Source organism: Microcoleus sp. Pol1C5 (genome assembly GCF_036701115.1).
Taxonomy (GTDB): Bacteria; Cyanobacteriota; Cyanobacteriia; order Cyanobacteriales; family Microcoleaceae; genus Microcoleus.
Window position 1 is genome coordinate 81,697 of the sequence record NZ_JAUBQE010000019.1, and the last position, 17,136, is coordinate 98,832.

The following is a 17,136-nucleotide window of genomic DNA, read 5'->3' on the forward strand; positions in this document are numbered from 1 at the left end:
TAATTGTAACATATCAACTGTCGATCGCCTCCAACAACACCTCCGCGCCAAACCTTACCGCATCGGTACAAGACAATCCTGTTTCTGCTTGAACTTCAGCTATTGCTAACAACGCATCTGCCTCATTTAAGTGATGAGTGTTGAGGGCGATCGCGCTCACTTTTCCCCCTGAAAAAGCACCCGCAGCAGCAGCTAACATTTCGTACAATTCGACCACTTTTGATAACTTAGGAATCGATACGTGTGGGTGATTGCGAATGCTAGTTTGTCCGGCTCTGTGGGCTAAAATTAAGTGAGTTGGCTGCGAACCCCGCAACAGCGGCAGAGTCGCCGTCGAACCCGGATGCAATAGCGAACCTTGCCCTTCTACGTGCAGAATATCGCATTCAGAACCCAATTTAATCACCATTTGTTCGACAGCACCAGCCGCGAAATCAACTCGCACTGCATCCAAAGGAATGCCTTCATTTCCGATCATTAAACCCGTTTGTCCGGTTGCCAAAAATTTGGAACGCAAACCCCGCTGCAAGCAAGTGCGATTAAGTTCCAGACTGGTTGACATTTTGCCGACGCTCATATCTGTGCCGACAGTTAATACGCGGCGACAGCTTAATTTAGCGGCGGCGGCAGAGGCGATCGCACCGACAGATTTCGGTTCCTGACGCACGTCCCAAATCCATTGATTTTCGGTTAAGGGAACTGTTATCAAAGGTGCAAGTTTCGCGTGCAAACCGTTGACAACTGACAAACTTGCTGCTACCGCTTGATTAATTTCTGGCAGCCATTCCGCAGGCAAAACACCGCCGGAAGGAGCGATACCAATTAACAGAATATCCGGCGCAAATTCCAGTGCTTCTGCAACGGAAGCAACTATCGGTACTTGTTGAGGAATACCCGTTAATTCAGGTAAAGATTGTCCGGCACATTGGCGGTCTATTACGGCTACAATTTGTGCTTCGCTGTAGCGCAAAAATGCTAAGCCTGTTTTGCCGGAAGGGCCAAGAATTCCCTCATGCAGTAAGATAGCAACTTTGCCATTTTTGATGGGATAGTTTTTAGTCATTGGTGCACTGTAAGTAGATGAAGCTTGAAAATACATCAGGCCTGGACGCAGTGAGTCAAACTTTAGCTTTCGCGAGCCGAAGGAAAGCAATCACAAAGTTTATGATAGCTTGATATTCTGTTACATGGTAAAGTTTATTTGCGCCGACCTACTTACTTCTATTCTCCAATCTCAATTCGCCGCACTCCCAATCCCGATCGCCCGTTTGGCATCAAACACCCATTTTCGACGATCGCACCGGTGAAAGGATCGTCTAATAAATTTAAGTGACTGTCCAAATCCAAATAGTCAGCTAGGGGTGAAAGTTGTGCTGCTGCTGTATTTGCGATCGCGCTATCTGAATAGCAGCCGAACATTACTTGCAAATTACAGGCTTTTGCTGCGTGAATCATCCGCATTGCTTCGGTCAATCCGCCTGACTTCATCATTTTGATATTGATGCCGTGGACGCAGTGCGCTAGCTTGGGTATATCGGAACTATTAAAGCAACTTTCATCAGCAAAAATTGGCAGGGGCGATTGACGGTACAGTTCTGAGAATTCCTCCATATCTGCGAGGGGTGAAAGCGGCTGTTCGACATAATTTATATTGTATTTTTCCAGCCACTGACACATCTCGGCAGCATCTTTTAAACTCCAACCGCCGTTAGCATCAACACTAATTTTAAGGTTAGCTGGTGCTTCGTTTAGCACTGCTATTAACATAGCTTTGTCGGCTTCGATTCCTGCGGGATTTCCTAATTTGACCTTAACGGCGCGGTATTTGATGCTTGCTGGATCTGTCCCATCTTTACCAAACCAATCGCGCACTCTTTCTCTTGCACCAGAGGGCGAATTAATGCCGATTGTGACGGAGGTGGGGACGATGCGCGATCGATCTAATCCCCACATTTTCCACAGCGGCAAGCCTGCTTTTTTGCCCAGCCAGTCGTGCATTGCCATGTCTATGCCGGCGCGGGCGGCTGAGGGTAAGTTAACCTCTGTTAATACTTGTTCGATCTTTTGGCGATCGAACGGAGTAAACTTTTCTAGCAGCGGTGCAACTTCCTGCAATGCGGCTAGCAGAATTTCGGTAGTTTGGGGCCGAGAACCTGTGGAAAAGGGCGATGCTTCTCCCCAGCCTTCGATTCCTTCGTGTGCTAATTTTACCCATAAATTGGTACTTTGGGCTGTTGTACCGCGGCTGATGGTAAGGGCAAACCGCTTGCGGACAGTGAAAGTTTCAATTTGAACGTGCATTGTCAGTGATTGGTTATTTTTTGTAGATAAAAATCCGAGGTGGCGGATTGCGCCGCTATTGCCATTTTTTACTTTTTACTTTATAGTTTGATTTTCCTTGTTCTAGTTTATCAAAAACTTGATGAAATTCCTGATTTCTGTTTCGCCGAAGAGAGTTGCTTTCTCTCTCAGCATTTGGGTGCTCTTCTTTGCTGTTGCTGGTTGCATCGTACAAGTTCTCCGCTACGGTTTTAACTATCAACAACGCTGGATTAGTTTGTTTAACTTAGACAGAGAAATAAATTATCCTTCGTGGTACTCATCATTTACTTTGCTGTTTTGCGCGATTTTGCTAGGTATTATTGCTAGTGCTAAGAAGAAGCAGGGCGATCGCTATTTTGGACACTGGAAAGCGCTGGGGTTCATCTTTGTATTTTTTTCGTTAGATGAAATCTTGAGTTTGCACGAAATATTAATTATTAACGACTTGCGAAAGGCACTAGATTTAGGGGGACTTTTTTACTTCATTTGGGTAATTCCGGGGGCGATTTTTGTTGTGGTTACTGGGCTGGCTTATCTCAAGTTTCTCCGGCACCTACCCCGGAAAACAAGGGATTTATTTTTACTGGCAGGCAGTATATATGTCGGTGGAGCACTTGGCATGGAAATGGTTTGTGGCTATTATGCAGATGCGGTAGGTCAGCGAAATTTGATTTACGGTTTAATGGCTTCTGTTGAAGAAATTTTGGAAATGGTAGGGGTGATCGTATTTATCTACGCCCTGCTGTCTTACATCGGTTCCCATCTTGAAACTATTGATTTGCGGTTGAAGATAGTCGATAATCCAGAGAGGTAAAACTGACGATAAACCAACATTCTTAACGAAATTAAAATCGCAGACTTTATGCCTATCTACTTCTACACCACTGGCAGCGAATACGGCTGTTTTTCTAATTTTTCCAGTCATGGGTTCGAGTTAGACGGAGAATATTGGTCAACTACTGAGCATTATTTTCAAGCACAAAAGTTTCCCAAAACGGCTCATTGCGACCAAATTCGCCAAGCAAAAACGCCGAAAGATGCCGCAAAAATGGGGCGCGATCGCTCTCGTCCCCTCCGCAAAGATTGGGAAGAAGTCAAAGATGATATCATGAGAAAAGCCGTACTCCGCAAATTTGAAACTCATCCCGAAATTAGAGAAATTTTACTCGCTACTGGTGATGAGGAAATAGTTGAAAATTCTCCTAGTGATTACTATTGGGGTTGCGGCAAAGATGGCAGCGGCAAAAATATGTTGGGACAGATTTTAATGGAAGTAAGGGAGATATTGCGAAAAGGCAAGTCAGAGTAAAAAATAATTTAAATTTCCCATCATAAAGCAGGACTTGTTTAATAGTAAGTCCTGCAAAGCTCTAACCGAGCATTTTCCCAATTTTATTAAACACGCTGACTCAAAAATCCGCCTGACAAACTGTCGAATTTTGTGCCAATCTTCTCAGGCTGTTCTGGTAGAGGGTTTAGCCTCTCCGAGAAGACTGCAAAGCAGGGGAAACGGTAAAAACCCTGCACCACATTTTGATTTCAACCACTACTGTCAACCCGAATTAACTTTTATCGTCGCAAGTACAGCAATTTGTTCGCCAGTCGCCTCCCGGACACCGTTCTCCTTAGGTTGGCGATTCACAGGTCAAATAGCAAAACTCCTGTTCTGGTTAAAGTTTGTTTTTTATTGATGCTGTATCTTTCTATTGTGTACGATTTATGGAAAGTGTTAGCTATTGTACAGAATTCTTTACATTTGTGATTTATTCGGATACAATCGCGCCACTCTGTCGCAGTTGCTGTTGAATTCTGTTAAATTCTTTCTGTTCTGCGCTTAGCAAAGTATTGTCGATCGGCGATCGCATATCCCACTGCAATTCTGACAATAACCACAAACAGCCAGCCATAATTATTCCTGTGGTTAGATATTGCCAAGGTGCAACAAAAGTTAATAGAGGGATGCTAAATAAATGAGTTAGTCCGATCAGGAGAAAAGTTCGCGATCGCAAACCGAGTCCCGTCAACAAATAGCCGATCGCGCTCAACCCCAACCACAAATCACAGAGATGTAGCAACAAACCTCCCCAACCGACAAAAATACTGCAATCAGTTAAAACCAAACCAGTTATCATCAGCATCGCCCAAGAGTAAAGAATCCAGCTAACTCGCTCGACTCTTACCCAAAACAAAGTCAAAACGGCCATTGCCACAGTGCCAATTAGAGTCAAAGTTGACCACAGAATTGCCTGAAATCTCCAACTGATGGGGAAAAACTGAGCCGTAAAAAAAATCCCTCCTGTCACCAAACCCCAAAGTAGAAAAGTTTGGTCGATGCGGGTATAAAGTCCTGAGAAAAGAGTAATATTTCCAATTTGCCAGCGGAGTTGCAACAGGCCTTCGCGGTCTTGTACGTCGAGATGTTCCTGTTTGCAGCGGATTAGGGGTTCGGAGGCGTTGAAAAAGGTCATCCAGAGTTGGGAAAAGTATGAAGTTTTGTGTATTGTAACAAGTCTTAAAGCATATTTTTCAGATTTTTTCTTGTTCCCTGGCTCAGCCTGGGGACGTAGATTGGGAGGCTCTGCTTCGTGTTTTTCTCCGCAACCGAAGAGGCAGAAGGCTGCGTTAAGCTTTGGACTAACGCAGCCTTGAGGTTTGAGTTCAAGCAAGTCTCCAATTCTTATCTTTTGGAGAATAAATGAAGGCAACATTCACAAGAATTGAGCCATCTTTTTTGCCTATAGAGTAAATTTGCCACGTACCTGTGGGAACCTGTCGCAGATACGGTTTATTTTTCCTTAGCCGATCGTAGATTGAGCTTTTTGAGCGTTGTACTAATTCGGCGGCACGTTCAACAGTGCAGCCAATTTCCACCGAAACTGCGATCGGTTGGGTGAACAGATTGAGCTGTTCGCTGTTATAATTAGTCATGAGAAATCCTCGGTCTATATAGACCATAAACAACATGAGAGTCCTACTGGTTGCACCCAGTGGCTCCCGAAAACTGATAAGCAATTGAGAGCGTCTCTAGTACCACCTAGGGGCGCTTGTTTGCTTGTTAAAGGCAGTCTAACACTGCTTTGCAAAATATACAACGATATACACCAAAATCGACATACTTTTTTTAAACCTATGGTAAATTAGACGTATAATTTTTAAAAGCCTTGTATAACAAGCATTTTCTCCTTCCCGGCTCAGCCTGGGGAAGCTGACCCGGAGGCCCTGCCTCCTGTTTTCCTCCGCAACCGACGAGGCAGAGCCTCGCTTATATCGGTTCCCAGGCACAGCCGGGGAACCAGTTAAACCCAATAGATATTATGAAAAATACATTTATCTCTCGATTTACTCCTAGCTTGATGTCACCAGAAACCCTGGAAGCTATCTTAGTACAGCGTCACGCACTGGCAGAACGTTTAGTAGAGCTAATTCGGGTGAGCGCGCTAACAGATAACAAGCATTTTCAACTGCTAATTGGGCCGCGCGGCATTGGCAAAACGCACTTGGTTTCCCTGATTTATCATCGCATTGTTAAGATGGAAGATTTGCGGGATAAATTGCTAATTGCGTGGCTGCAGGAAGAGGAATGGGGGATTGCGTCTTTTTTGGATTTATTGCGGGGAATATTCCGGGCAATTGCTAAAGAATATCCGGCAGAATATGAAGCTGAGTTACATGATGATGTTGAAAAGCTTTACGATTTGTCGCCGGAGCAAGCTGAATTTAAGGCCGCAGAATTGCTGAGAGACTTTGTTGGCAAGCGGGCGCTGTTGTTGATTGTCGAAAATTTAGAGGACGTGTTTAGCGGCTTGGGGGATTTCGGGCAGAAGCAGTTGAGGGTGTATATTCAAAATAATTCTTTTTTGACAATTTTGGCAACATCACAAAGTTTGTTTGATGCAGTCAAGCTCTCTAATCATCCTTTTTATGATTTTTTTGATTTACATGAATTAGATGAGTTTAAGCTCGATGATGCTGTAGCTTTATTAAAGCATATTGCTAACTTAGAAGGGAATAGTGATTTAGCATCTTTTATTCAAAGTCCCACAGGGCGCGATCGCATTAAAGTTGTGCATTACCTTTCAGGTGGCAGTCCTCGCGTTTACATTGTTTTTTCGGCTTTTCTGATGACTCCTGAATCGCTCGATAAATTGGTAGAACCGTTCATGGAAATGCTGGATAGCCTCACGCCCTACTATCAGGATCGGATGAAATATCTATCAAATCAGCAGCGAAAGATTGTTGATTTTTTGTGCGATAGAGGTGGTGCTGCACCAGTCAAAGAAATTGCTAAACGCTGTTTTATTGAGCAGCGAACTGTATCTAGCCAACTTAAAGATTTGCGAGATAAGGGTTATGTCAAAACTGAGGAAATTGGACGGGAATCGTGGTATGAATTGCGGGAACCCTTGATGCGTTTTTGTCTGGAGGTAAAAAAGCAGCGCAATCAACCGATTCGATTAATTGTGGATTTTATTCGGGTTTGGTATACGCGGCAAGAGTTGCAGCAGCGATTGGGATTGAGGATGGCGGATGTTGATTTGGCGGAGAAAGAAAGTCATTTTATGTATCGGCAAGGTTTGAAACCGATTCCACCTGATGCTGTGATGGAACGAGAATATTATACGCGGGCGCTTGAGGCTATTGAGAGAAATGAGGAAGACCCGCGTCTGAAGGCTTATTTTGATGAAATTGAAAATTGTTTTGAACAGAAAGACTATGTTTCGGCTTTAGAATATGCGGAAAAATTGGTAGCAAGTCGCGGCGAGGCAAGGGATTGGGGAGAAAAGGGACGCTGTTTAAATAGCCTGGAACGCTACGATGAAGCATTAGAATGTTTAGATAAGGCTATTGAAAGTGACTCCAATTATGCGAGGGCTTGGGCGAATCGAGGCGATGTACTCGAAAGTCTTAAACGCTATGAAGAAGCCTTAGAATCCTTTGATCGGGCGATCAAACTTGACGAGGATGATCCGTGGCATTGGGCTAAGCGAGGTTATCTACTCAACAACCTCAAACACTATGAAGAAGCCTTAGAATCCTTTGATCGGGCGATCGAACTTGACGAGGATGATCCGTGGGATTGGGCTAGCAGAGGCGATGTACTCGACAACCTCAAACGCTATGAAGAAGCTTTAGAATCTTACGATAGGGCGATCGAACTTGATGCCAATTATCAGTGGGCTTGGCGTATGCGAGGTGATGTACTCAACAACCTCGAACGCTATGAAGAAGCCTTAGTATCTTACGATTGGGCGCTCGAACTTGACGAGAATGATCCGTGGGCTTGGACTAATCGAGGCGATGTACTCAACAACCTCGAACGCTATGAAGAAGCCTTAGTATCTTACGATCGGGCGATCGAACTTGATGCCAATTATCAGTTGGTTTGGTTTCTTCGAGGTCTTTTACTCAACGACCTCGAACGCTATGAAGAAGCCTTAGTATCTTACGATCGGGCGATCAAACTTGATGCCAATAATAAGTTTGCTTGGAGGTGGCGAAGCTATGTACTCAACAACCTCAAACGCTATGAAGAAGCCTTAGTATCTTACGATCGGACGATCGAACTTGACCCCAATGATAAGTGGGATTGGGTTCAGCGAGGTCATGTACTCGACGACCTCAAACGCTATGAAGAAGCCTTAGTATCTTACGATCGGGCGATCGAACTTGACAGCAATTATGAGTGGGCTTGGTTTAGCCGAGGCTGGACGCTGGATAATCTCGGCCGCTATGAAGAAGCTTTAATATCTTGCGACAAAGTGATCGAACTGGGTTCTCAACATTCATCTGTCTTTTTCAACCGTGCCATTGCCATTCTCGGATTGAATCGCTGGGATGAAGGCATCGCCGCCTTAGACGACGCATTCCACCGCCTAGAACCAGGCGATGAAGCTGAGGCAGATGATGCCAAGTTAATTATCAAAAACCTATTCGCGATCGCCCACGCTCGAACGATAACTCAAACTCGTATCACCAGCCTAATTGCAGTTTACGAAAAACACGAATATCTCTCAGTCTTAGGACAGGGAATTGTGCGAAACATCCCCGCGCTAATGTCGGAAATGGTAAGCGACAAAGCCGCACGCACTTGGTTAGAATTGTGGCAAGAACTAACCAGCAAGTACGATGAATTCAAAATTCCCATCCGCCTGCTGAATGCGGCAGTCCGCTATAAGGAAACAAAGGGCGACAGACGAGTTTTGCTAGAACTCCCCATAGAAGAACGCAATTTATTAGAACCATTGGTGTCAACAAAACCCGAATAAGTAAAACAGGACTTACGCACTCCCACAAAGAAACCGGGTTTTTTACCTAATCTTCGAGTACGAACGAAGTATTTTCGTAAAAAAACCCGGTTTCTGGGCCCCATGCGTAAGTCCTATAAAATAGATATAAAATAGAAATTGATGCTGCTAGCAAAGGACTCATCCCCATGACCGCAACAATTCCAACTAAAACCTCAGCAGGAATCATCTACCCAGACAGCGACGGCAAACCCATGTCAGACAATACCAAACAGTTTGAACTAATTGTCACCATTCAAGGCGGAATAGATGCCTTATACAAAGACAACGAAAATGTCTTTGTAGCCGGTGATTTGCTGTGGTATCCCGTCGAAGGCGATAACAAAACTCGCCAAGCACCTGATACGATGGTAGTGTTTGGCAGACCGAAAGGTTACAGAGGTTCCTACCAACAGTGGCTTGAAGATAATATCGCCCCGCAAGTTGTCTTTGAAATCCTCTCGCCTGGAAATCGAATCGGAGCACTGTTTAAGCTGTTTAATTTCTACCAGGATTATGGAGTCGAAGAATATTATGTCTACAGTCCAGAGGATAATGAATTAATTGGTTGGCTGCGTTCTGATGGAAAACTCAACTATATTGAATTAATGGATGGTTGGGTGAGTCCGCGTTTGCAGATCCGTTTTCAAACTGCATCGGGAGACTTGGAAATTTATCGGCCTGATGGACAGAAGTTTTTGTCTTATGTGGAGTTGTCAAGACAACAGGAATCAGCACAGCGACAAATGGAACTAACACAGCAACAAATGGAACAAGAACGGCAAGATAAAGAGTTAGCACAGCAAAAAGCCGATCGCCTATCCGAGAAATTGCGAGAAATGGGCATCAATCCCGACGAAATTTGAACAAAAAATACCGGGCGGTTAAAACCGGGTTATTTTCTTCCGTCCGCAGAGGCGGATATCGTTTGTATAGGCGCGATTTCAATCGCCGTCTTATCTTTGTTTGTATAGATGCGATTTCAATCGCCGTGATTTCTATTTTTTATTTTCAATCCTCAAACAACCTATAATAACTTGACCTATCAGCAAGCCGCCATGCAAAATCCCCGCCAAATAGCCTTTCTCGCACTCCGGGAAGTCCACCGCCGCGGTGCATTCGCAGATGCCGCACTCGATCGCGCTTTCAGCAATTCTCAACTCAACGACCTCGATCGCCGTTTAGTCACAGAATTAGTTTACGGTAGCGTCAGGAGAATGCGATCGATCGACTTCATCATCGACAAACTAGCAACAAAGAAATCCTCCCAACAACCGCCCGAACTCCGTACCATCCTACATTTAGGCTTATATCAACTCGAATATCTCAACCAAATTCCCCCCTCCGCCGCCGTCAACACCACCGTTCAACTAGCAAAAGAAAACGGATTTTCAGGACTTAGCAGTTTTGTCAACGGTTTGTTGCGCCAATACATCCGTTTAACAGATAACGGCTTAAACCCATTAACAGTTACTAATTATAAATCAACCGTTGAAAGCCTAGGAATTTTGCACAGCTTCCCCGAATGGCTGGTGAAATTGTGGATCGAACAAATAGGCGAAACCGAAACCGAACAACTCTGTGAATGGTTCAACCAATCTCCCACAATTGACCTGAGAATCAATCCTTTAAAAAGCTCGATCGCCCAAATCGAAGCTGCCTTCAAAACCCACAACATCTCAACTAGCAGAATCCCACACTTGCCACAAGCATTAAGACTAAATGGCAGCACCGGCGCAATTCAAAACCTCCCCGGATACAGCGAAGGTTGGTGGACAATCCAAGACAGCAGCGCTCAATTAGTCACCCATTTACTAGGGCCGCAGCCAGGGGAAACTATTATCGACGCCTGCGCCGCACCGGGGGGAAAAACCACCCACAGCGCCGAATTAATGCAGGATGAAGGCACAATTTATGCCTGCGACAAAACCGCCAGCCGACTCAAAAAACTTAAAGAAAATGCAGACAGACTCCAGATGAAATCGATTAAAATTCATACCGGAGACAGCCGCCATTTCCCAGAGTTTGTTAACCTTGCAGACAGAGTTTTACTAGACGCACCTTGTTCTGGCCTCGGAACCCTCCACCGCCGCGCCGACGCCCGCTGGCATCACACGCCCGAAAACATTCAACAACAATCTCAACTGCAATCGGAATTACTAGCAAATGCAGCGACATTTGTCAAGTCCGGCGGCGTATTAGTTTATGCAACTTGCACAATTCATCCCTTGGAAAATGAAACAGTTATTCGATCGTTCTTAGACAGCAATCCTCACTGGCAAATAGAACCGCCAACAATTGATTTACCCGTACAGCCATCACCCGAAGGATGGGTGAAAGTTTGGCCGCACAGACATCACATGGACGGCTTTTTTATGGTGAGGCTAAAGCAGTTAAAAAAGCAGTAAAGTCCTTACTCCAAACCGATAGTTTAATATCCCGGTTCTTGATAAGCAGGTTCTTCATAAGCAGGCTCTTGATAAGCAGGCTCTTGATAAGCAGGTTCTTCATAAGCAGGCTCTTGATAAGCCGGCTCTTGCGGTGGGTAATACTTCGGTTCAGGATTAGGATTGTACGGCACGATCGCACCATCTTCATTCACAATCATCCCCCGAATAATCTTATGAGGCTGCACCGGTTTGGCCTTAATACTGCCTTTGCGGCCCTCCAACTCCGGCAACTTCGGAAACTTCTCAACCGGCATTCCCTTAACAGCTTGACTCATAAAATCGCGCCAATTATACGCCGCCGTACCGCTAGTTCCCCAGGTGGGATAATTGTCATCATTCCCCAACCAAACGCCAGTCACTACCTGAGGAATGTAACCAATAAACCACAAATCCCGGACGTTTTCCGAAGTACCGGTTTTGCCTGCTACAGCGCGATCGTTTAAAGCAGCAGGCCCCCCCGTACCGTCTTGCACAACGCCCTCCAACATCCAAGTAGTAATCGCAGCACTATCCTTATCCAAAACCCGTTTCGGTTTAAAATTAGCCTGATAAATCACATCTCCCCGCTGATTAATCACCCGCTTAATTCCGTGGGCTTCAATAAAATTCCCTTGCGTGGCTAAAGTACCGTAAGCATTGGTTAACTCCAGCAAATTCACCTCCGAAGAACCCAAAGCCAGGGAATAAATCGGACTCAATTTAGACTTAATCCCCATATCGTTGGCTAATTTTATCGCCGGTTCAAACCCCACATCCATCAACACCTTCACAGCTACGACATTCACCGAACTCGTCAAAGCATCCGAGATCGATCGCCAACCGCTAAATTTTTTGCCATAATTATTCGGTTGATAGCCGTCGATAATAATTGGTTCGTCTTCGTAACTGTCATAGGGAGAAAAACCAGCCGCCATCGCTGCTGCATAAACCAACCCTTTAAACGTCGATCCGGGCTGCCGCAAAGCCTGCGTAGCACGGTTAAACTGACTTTCCTTAAAATTTCCGCCACCCACCAGCGCCTTAACTTCGCCAGTCTTAGTGTCCATAGAAACTAAAGCGGCCTGTTCAAAACCCTGACGGCGACCATCAACTTCGATCGCATTTTTAACAACCTGTTCCGCTATTTTCTGCCACTTCAAATCCACCGTCGTCTCAACAGTCAAACCGCCAGCTTCCAAAGCATCCTGAGAAACATAGCGCGGCAATTCCTTCCGAATGTAACTAGCAAAATAAGGCGCGACTACTTTAAATCGCTTCGGCGCACTTGGTTTAACCGCCATAGGTGCCGCCATCGCCTCCTTCGCCTCAGCCTCTGTAACTACCTTCGCTTCCTGCATTTGTTGCAGCACAAGATTGCGGCGTTTCTTAGCCATATCCGGATTAACCAAAGGCGAATATTCGCTCGGTGCCGGTGGCAAACCCGCCAAAGTTGCCATTTCTGCCAAATTTAATTTATCGACTGTTTTGCTAAAGAAAACCCAAGCCGCATCTGCCACCCCGTAAGCATCCGAACCCAAATAAACCAGATTTAAATACCGTTCTAAAACTTGGTCTTTACTCAACTCTCGCTCTATTTTCTGAGCTAAAAGAGCTTCCCGGACTTTCCGCCTAATACTTCTTTCCTGATTAAGAAAAACAACGCGAGCCAATTGTTGCGTAATTGTACTGCCACCCTGCACTAAATCTCTTTCTATTAAGTTAGAAACAATGGAGCGCACAATACCTTGATAATCCACCCCGCGATGTTTGTAAAAACGGCGGTCTTCTATTGCAATAAAAGCTTTAACCAATAATTCGGGAATTTCTTGAAGTTTCAGTTTATCTCTGGTTGCAGGTCCCGACTGCAACAAAATCGTATTATCTGCTGCCTTAATTGTCAGCGTTCCGTCGCGGTTAAATGCTGACAAATCGTTAACATCCGGCAAACCTTTGTCTAAGGTGTACAAAATCCATAAACCGTAGATTAAAGCGCCCCCGCCTATACTGGCAACACCTAAACTTATCCAAAATCTAGGACGGCGGGGGATACGTTTTTTAGTATTTTCCTGCGGTGCGCTATTTTCCTGTAGTGCGGTATTTATCGGCAGTTGGGTGTTCTGCGACTCGCTATTTTCCGCAAATTCGCTACTATCGGATTTTTGGGGTGATTTAGTTCCCAGCAAACTTAATCCCGGTCGCAACAATTCTTTTCCCTTGGTTTGCAAGCTGGTAACTTGAGGTTCAATTTCCAACCAAGCAATTAAGCGCTTCAACCCTTCCCAATCGCGCTTGACTATTGGATATCGAGCGTATTCTGGCTCTAAATATTCTGAGTCTAAATATTCTGACTCTAAATATTCTGAGTCTTCTAGAGGCGCAGCATCTTCTGATACCACATACTCCGATCGCTCATCCCTTGTCCGTGTATAAAATTCCGCCTCGGATTCCGGCGAGTTGAGCTTATTGCGCTTCGCAGCCTTCGGCGGTTCTCTATCGGAATTACCGCTTATTGCGTTAGTGACTTTGCTCAATGTATCTTTGATATTTGAGAAAAATTCTGCCACGTTCAGACCTTCAAACCTCATCAAGTCCGATTAAAAATTAAAAATTTAAAAAGCTAGCTTTCTTAAATTCTTAATTTTTAATTCGACATTTTTTCTTGAATAACACGCTGCCTTGAATTAAGTTTTTTGAATTAAAAAGTTTTTAATTCACCACTCAAAATTCAAAACTTTTCTTAACGCTGCAGAGCTTGGTATTTTTTTGAGAAGTGAATTAGATTTTTTGAATTCAAAATTTTTTAACTCAAACCTCACAACTCTGCTTAACTCGCATGACCCAGTGCCAAGGCTGCTACCAGCATACCCAAAACCAGGAAAGGCTGAGCACTTGCCTGATATTTAACATCATTTTCAAGGGGATTGCGCAAAAAGTACATATCCTGAAAAGTAATTTGGGGAATTATCAGTAGCAGCAGAATGACAGCGTAAAGGTTTTGGTGGATGCTGATCAGGTAGCCTGCAATTCCAGCTTGAAATATGTCGATCATCAACACGCAAATCCAAGCTGCGGTACTGATGCCAAACATCACTGGCAAAGATTTTAACCCTAATTGCCGATCGCCTTCAACACTTTTGAAATCGTTGACGATCGCAATCCCCAGCCCTGCCAAACTGTAAAACAGGGTCAAAATCATAATCGTGGGATCTAGTGTACCAAACAAAGCTTGACCCGCCCACCACGGCAGGGCGATGTAGCTAGCACCCAGGGCATAATTTCCCAACCAGCCATTCTGCTTGAGTTTCAGCGGGGGCGCAGAGTAGATATAAGCTAGAAACGCGCCGCCGAGAGTCAAAACAGTCATTATCGGGAATTCATGGCCCGCCCACAAGTCTAGAGCATAAGCCACCCCAATGCCAGCGGCTAATAATACCAAAATTTGCGTTACTACTTGCGGAATCGAGATGATACCGGAGGGAATCGGACGGTAGGGTTCGTTAATAGCGTCGATGTCGCGATCGTAAAAATCGTTCAAAGTTTGAGTGTACCCGGCCAGCAACGGCCCTGACATCAACATACAAGCTGCTGCGATCAAGAAATTCTCTAGGTTCCAAACATAGTTTCCAGAAGACGCCGCCCCGCACACCACGCCCCAAATTAGGGGTATCCAGGTAATCGGTTTCATCAATTGCAAGCGAATCTTCCAGATAGAAGTTTCCCCGCTAGCGGCCCCTTTCATGCCCAACAGTTGCCTAGTTTTGGCACTGCGGTTTTCGGTAGCAGCACTTTCCGGTGCTGCTTCTGGGGAGATTTGGGATGGAGGAGAGTCAGACATAATTTGATGTTAGCGGTACTGCTACTATTGTGTCGTTTTGCATTTCAATAATAATTCAGATAGCTTACCACTGATATTTAAGGCAGATTCTTGAAAACTTACCCTGGTTTGGAGTTGATGCTAGGGAAAAGTACGAGTTTCACAATATATTGAAATATCATTATTTTTTGTAAATGTCAAGAGGATAAATACTTTTTTTATAATTTCGCTGAGCCCGCCTGCAGGGGGAGATTTTTGCCAGCAGGTGCATTTAATGTCAATTACCAGGAGGCGATCAAGTTTTTTGCCATACTACCCTTGAATCATCTCATCTGGCAGAAAATCAATCCATTTTAGATTTTATATTTTAGATTTTAGAAATGCTACCGCTTCTTTGATCCAGTTTAAATTGCCATTTAAGCAAGTGCAGGAGAATTACCACCAGATTACTCTCTCAACTCCGGCGTTCACTTTGCCCCATGTCTTTTATTTCTGCAATCAGATTTTCCCAGTTAATGTTTGAATAGTCGCGAACCCGCAACTTTTCCACAGTAGTTTCAATCCATCTCAGGTAATCTATATCATACAATTTTTGTTGTTCCACTTCTAATTCTGTTGTCATAAGCTGTTCCTACTAACAACTGTAAATTAACAAATATGGCGATAGGAATCAAAAGGCAGTCCCGTCCGTCGCTTGACTTCGACAACTGATTTGTAAGCGCCTTTTCTCTGCCTTTCTCTAACTATTTTTTCCGCAACATATCGATCTAAACCGCTGGCAATTAACTCTTCCGGCGAAAGAATATTTAACCGTTTCCAAGTAAACTGCGATTCTTTTTGATAATTGTAGCTGAAGCAAATCATCGGGGCGATTCGTCTGACGTGACTTTCGGGAACTCCGGCTATTTCTGATAACTCTTCGGCGTGGGTAAAAATGTAGCCTTCGTTTTGCAAAGATTCAATATCATTGGCGTAGACGATCGGCAAACCCAAGATTTTGACCATATCGTCTTTGGTACACTCATTAATATCTATTTTGCCGCGCACGTTTGCCAGTTCTTCGGCATTCGTCGCACTTGCCGGAACCAGTAAACCTCTGGGTGCGGTTTTGATGAGATAGCGCTTTTTCAAACTAAAAGCAGTGACAATTTGAGCAATCCACACGATCGTACCCAAATTAGTTGAAGAAGATACCGCTAGTGCTGCTAAAGTAATTGCAACACCCCATCCCATCCAACTGCGAATATTTGACTTTTGGCCTGCATAGGCGATCGCCAATCCGCCGAAGTAGGGAATAAAAGCATACCACACCCAATTTGGAGTTTGACGCAGCCAGTATAAATCTTGATACACTTTAATTTTATCCTTAAATAGCCGTGATCTCACACTTTCTTATTTCACTCCCACTTTTTTAAGAGTGGGCTTTTTTCTTCCTTCTTCCTTCTTAATTACAATTCTCGCAACAGTTTTTGGCGTTTTTCTTCATATTCTTCGGCGGTAATTGCGCCCATATCGTAAAGTTTTTTCAATTCCCCGATCGCCCCTGTTACATCTTTTGCCGCTCTGAGGGCATACCCAGACGGCAAACTTCCACCATTGTACTGTACCTGAAAAGCTTGCTCCGACATCAGCAGCAGGCCGATAAAATCGAAAAATGCGATCACTGACGGAATTAATGTCCAAGAAAATAGCAAGTATAATACCCCTGCTAAGTTATTGCCCAAATAAAATTTGTGAACTCCGAAACCTCCAACAAAGAAAGCTAACACAACTGCTACGGTTTTATCTTTTACCATTTTTACTTTCCCCAGTTTTTATTTTAACTCGGCGATCGACCTTTAACGATCGACCTAAGTAAGCTTACTAATTTTTACTCATTTATTTTGGTTTTTGCGAAACTTAGACATCGCAAAATACAGCAGAACTATACCGACTTGAGCCTGTAGAATCACCAAGTATCCTCTCAAGAAATAATTGAGTTCGCTGCCTGAATTAAGAGAAAATATTAAAAGGCCCAAGGCTGCGTAGGGTGCGAAACGCATCCAACTCGGCGTTCGCTCTAAGTTGCGGCTGTTGAAATTGCTCATGGGTTTAAGCCTCATCCTAAATTAAAATTTAGCTATAAATTAGCCGGATTGTCAACTTCCGTTTGGTGCGATCGCCCGAGTAAGTCTCTCAATCATCAGCCGACAAGATATTACTTCCATGTTAAACCCTATTTTTCCGCTCAAGTAAGGAACCTGGACTCGTCGATCTGGATCTGTGGCTGATATTACAGATTAGGGTG

At 44.4% G+C, this 17,136-nt stretch carries 15 protein-coding genes; 5 read left to right on the forward strand and 10 right to left on the reverse strand.

Annotation, left to right across the window (positions count from 1 at the left end; genetic code table 11):
- Positions 1 to 13: 13 nt before the first annotated feature.
- Both QUA23_RS12800 and QUA23_RS12805 read right to left on the reverse strand, forming a co-directional pair.
- Positions 14 to 1,063: a DUF1611 domain-containing protein gene (locus QUA23_RS12800; RefSeq protein ID WP_333076305.1), complete on the reverse strand. Its 1,050-nt coding sequence runs from the start codon at positions 1,061 to 1,063 to the stop codon at positions 14 to 16.
- A gap of 158 nt (positions 1,064 to 1,221) precedes the next feature.
- Positions 1,222 to 2,301, reverse strand: a complete 1,080-nt coding sequence (locus tag QUA23_RS12805; protein WP_333076304.1) for a dipeptide epimerase — start codon at positions 2,299 to 2,301, stop codon at positions 1,222 to 1,224.
- Between the two features lie 121 nt (positions 2,302 to 2,422).
- Here QUA23_RS12805 and QUA23_RS12810 point away from each other — a divergent pair, with 121 nt between their 5' ends.
- Together QUA23_RS12810 and QUA23_RS12815 are read left to right on the forward strand one after the other, a co-directional pair.
- The gene (locus QUA23_RS12810; RefSeq protein ID WP_333076303.1) at positions 2,423 to 3,136 is read left to right on the forward strand and encodes a hypothetical protein; all 714 of its coding nucleotides are present in this window, start codon (positions 2,423 to 2,425) and stop codon (positions 3,134 to 3,136) included.
- 48 nt (positions 3,137 to 3,184) lie between these two features.
- Positions 3,185 to 3,631: an NADAR family protein gene (locus QUA23_RS12815; protein ID WP_333076302.1), complete on the forward strand. Its 447-nt coding sequence runs from the start codon at positions 3,185 to 3,187 to the stop codon at positions 3,629 to 3,631.
- Positions 3,632 to 4,085: 454 nt separating this feature from the next.
- Here QUA23_RS12815 and QUA23_RS12820 read toward each other — a convergent pair whose 3' ends face one another.
- Together QUA23_RS12820 and QUA23_RS12825 are read right to left on the reverse strand one after the other, a co-directional pair.
- Positions 4,086 to 4,988, reverse strand: coding sequence for a hypothetical protein (locus QUA23_RS12820; RefSeq protein WP_333076301.1), 903 nt, complete (start codon positions 4,986 to 4,988; stop codon positions 4,086 to 4,088).
- Positions 4,981 to 5,250, reverse strand: a complete 270-nt coding sequence (locus tag QUA23_RS12825; RefSeq protein WP_333076300.1) for a hypothetical protein — start codon at positions 5,248 to 5,250, stop codon at positions 4,981 to 4,983. The genes QUA23_RS12820 and QUA23_RS12825 overlap by 8 nt, the downstream gene beginning before the upstream one ends.
- 386 nt (positions 5,251 to 5,636) lie before the next feature.
- On the opposite strand from QUA23_RS12825, the gene QUA23_RS12830 reads away from it, so the two are divergent.
- The 3 genes from QUA23_RS12830 (at position 5,637) to QUA23_RS12840 (ending at position 11,014) form a co-directional block, all read left to right on the forward strand.
- Positions 5,637 to 8,588 carry a tetratricopeptide repeat protein gene (locus QUA23_RS12830; RefSeq protein WP_333076299.1) on the forward strand — a complete coding sequence of 984 codons (2,952 nt, stop codon included), beginning with the start codon at positions 5,637 to 5,639 and terminating at the stop codon, positions 8,586 to 8,588.
- Positions 8,589 to 8,755: 167 nt separating this feature from the next.
- Positions 8,756 to 9,472 (forward strand): Uma2 family endonuclease, encoded by a 717-nt coding sequence (locus tag QUA23_RS12835; RefSeq protein WP_333061492.1) that lies wholly within the window; start codon positions 8,756 to 8,758, stop codon positions 9,470 to 9,472.
- Between the two features lie 192 nt (positions 9,473 to 9,664).
- On the forward strand, positions 9,665 to 11,014 hold the full coding sequence (locus QUA23_RS12840; protein WP_333076298.1) for a 16S rRNA (cytosine(967)-C(5))-methyltransferase: 1,350 nt from the start codon (positions 9,665 to 9,667) through the stop codon (positions 11,012 to 11,014).
- A 23-nt stretch (positions 11,015 to 11,037) separates the two neighbouring features.
- On the opposite strand, the gene QUA23_RS12845 is transcribed toward QUA23_RS12840, so the two are convergent.
- The 6 genes from QUA23_RS12845 to QUA23_RS12870 all read right to left on the reverse strand — a co-directional run bounded on the left by QUA23_RS12845 (position 11,038) and on the right by QUA23_RS12870 (position 16,936).
- Positions 11,038 to 13,620 carry a PBP1A family penicillin-binding protein gene (locus tag QUA23_RS12845; protein WP_333076297.1) on the reverse strand — a complete coding sequence of 861 codons (2,583 nt, stop codon included), beginning with the start codon at positions 13,618 to 13,620 and terminating at the stop codon, positions 11,038 to 11,040.
- Between the two features lie 239 nt (positions 13,621 to 13,859).
- Positions 13,860 to 14,870 (reverse strand): chlorophyll synthase ChlG, encoded by a 1,011-nt coding sequence (gene chlG / locus QUA23_RS12850; RefSeq protein ID WP_006633316.1) that lies wholly within the window; start codon positions 14,868 to 14,870, stop codon positions 13,860 to 13,862.
- Between the two features lie 433 nt (positions 14,871 to 15,303).
- Positions 15,304 to 15,471: a DUF29 family protein gene (locus QUA23_RS12855; RefSeq protein WP_333076296.1), complete on the reverse strand. Its 168-nt coding sequence runs from the start codon at positions 15,469 to 15,471 to the stop codon at positions 15,304 to 15,306.
- A gap of 26 nt (positions 15,472 to 15,497) precedes the next feature.
- On the reverse strand, positions 15,498 to 16,235 hold the full coding sequence (locus tag QUA23_RS12860; RefSeq protein ID WP_333076295.1) for a helix-hairpin-helix domain-containing protein: 738 nt from the start codon (positions 16,233 to 16,235) through the stop codon (positions 15,498 to 15,500).
- A gap of 62 nt (positions 16,236 to 16,297) precedes the next feature.
- Positions 16,298 to 16,645 carry an NINE protein gene (locus QUA23_RS12865; RefSeq protein ID WP_333076294.1) on the reverse strand — a complete coding sequence of 116 codons (348 nt, stop codon included), beginning with the start codon at positions 16,643 to 16,645 and terminating at the stop codon, positions 16,298 to 16,300.
- Between the two features lie 78 nt (positions 16,646 to 16,723).
- The gene (locus QUA23_RS12870) at positions 16,724 to 16,936 is read right to left on the reverse strand and encodes a hypothetical protein (RefSeq protein WP_333076293.1); all 213 of its coding nucleotides are present in this window, start codon (positions 16,934 to 16,936) and stop codon (positions 16,724 to 16,726) included.
- Between the last annotated feature and the right edge of the window lie 200 nt (positions 16,937 to 17,136).

Excerpts from the sequence above, each read along its gene's own strand:
- QUA23_RS12855 (WP_333076296.1), bottom strand. The coding sequence starts at position 15,471 with ATGACAACAGAATTAGAAGTGGAACAACAAAAATTGTATGATATAGAT.
- QUA23_RS12815 (WP_333076302.1), top strand. The coding sequence starts at position 3,185 with ATGCCTATCTACTTCTACACCACTGGCAGCGAATACGGCTGTTTTTCT.
- chlG (WP_006633316.1), bottom strand. The coding sequence starts at position 14,870 with ATGTCTGACTCTCCTCCATCCCAAATCTCCCCAGAAGCAGCACCGGAA.
- QUA23_RS12835 (WP_333061492.1), top strand. The coding sequence starts at position 8,756 with ATGACCGCAACAATTCCAACTAAAACCTCAGCAGGAATCATCTACCCA.
- QUA23_RS12865 (WP_333076294.1), bottom strand. The coding sequence starts at position 16,645 with ATGGTAAAAGATAAAACCGTAGCAGTTGTGTTAGCTTTCTTTGTTGGA.
- QUA23_RS12845 (WP_333076297.1), bottom strand. The coding sequence starts at position 13,620 with ATGAGGTTTGAAGGTCTGAACGTGGCAGAATTTTTCTCAAATATCAAA.
- QUA23_RS12870 (WP_333076293.1), bottom strand. The coding sequence starts at position 16,936 with ATGAGCAATTTCAACAGCCGCAACTTAGAGCGAACGCCGAGTTGGATG.
- QUA23_RS12840 (WP_333076298.1), top strand. The coding sequence starts at position 9,665 with ATGCAAAATCCCCGCCAAATAGCCTTTCTCGCACTCCGGGAAGTCCAC.
- QUA23_RS12830 (WP_333076299.1), top strand. The coding sequence starts at position 5,637 with ATGAAAAATACATTTATCTCTCGATTTACTCCTAGCTTGATGTCACCA.
- QUA23_RS12825 (WP_333076300.1), bottom strand. The coding sequence starts at position 5,250 with ATGACTAATTATAACAGCGAACAGCTCAATCTGTTCACCCAACCGATC.
- QUA23_RS12810 (WP_333076303.1), top strand. The coding sequence starts at position 2,423 with ATGAAATTCCTGATTTCTGTTTCGCCGAAGAGAGTTGCTTTCTCTCTC.
- QUA23_RS12800 (WP_333076305.1), bottom strand. The coding sequence starts at position 1,063 with ATGACTAAAAACTATCCCATCAAAAATGGCAAAGTTGCTATCTTACTG.
- QUA23_RS12805 (WP_333076304.1), bottom strand. The coding sequence starts at position 2,301 with ATGCACGTTCAAATTGAAACTTTCACTGTCCGCAAGCGGTTTGCCCTT.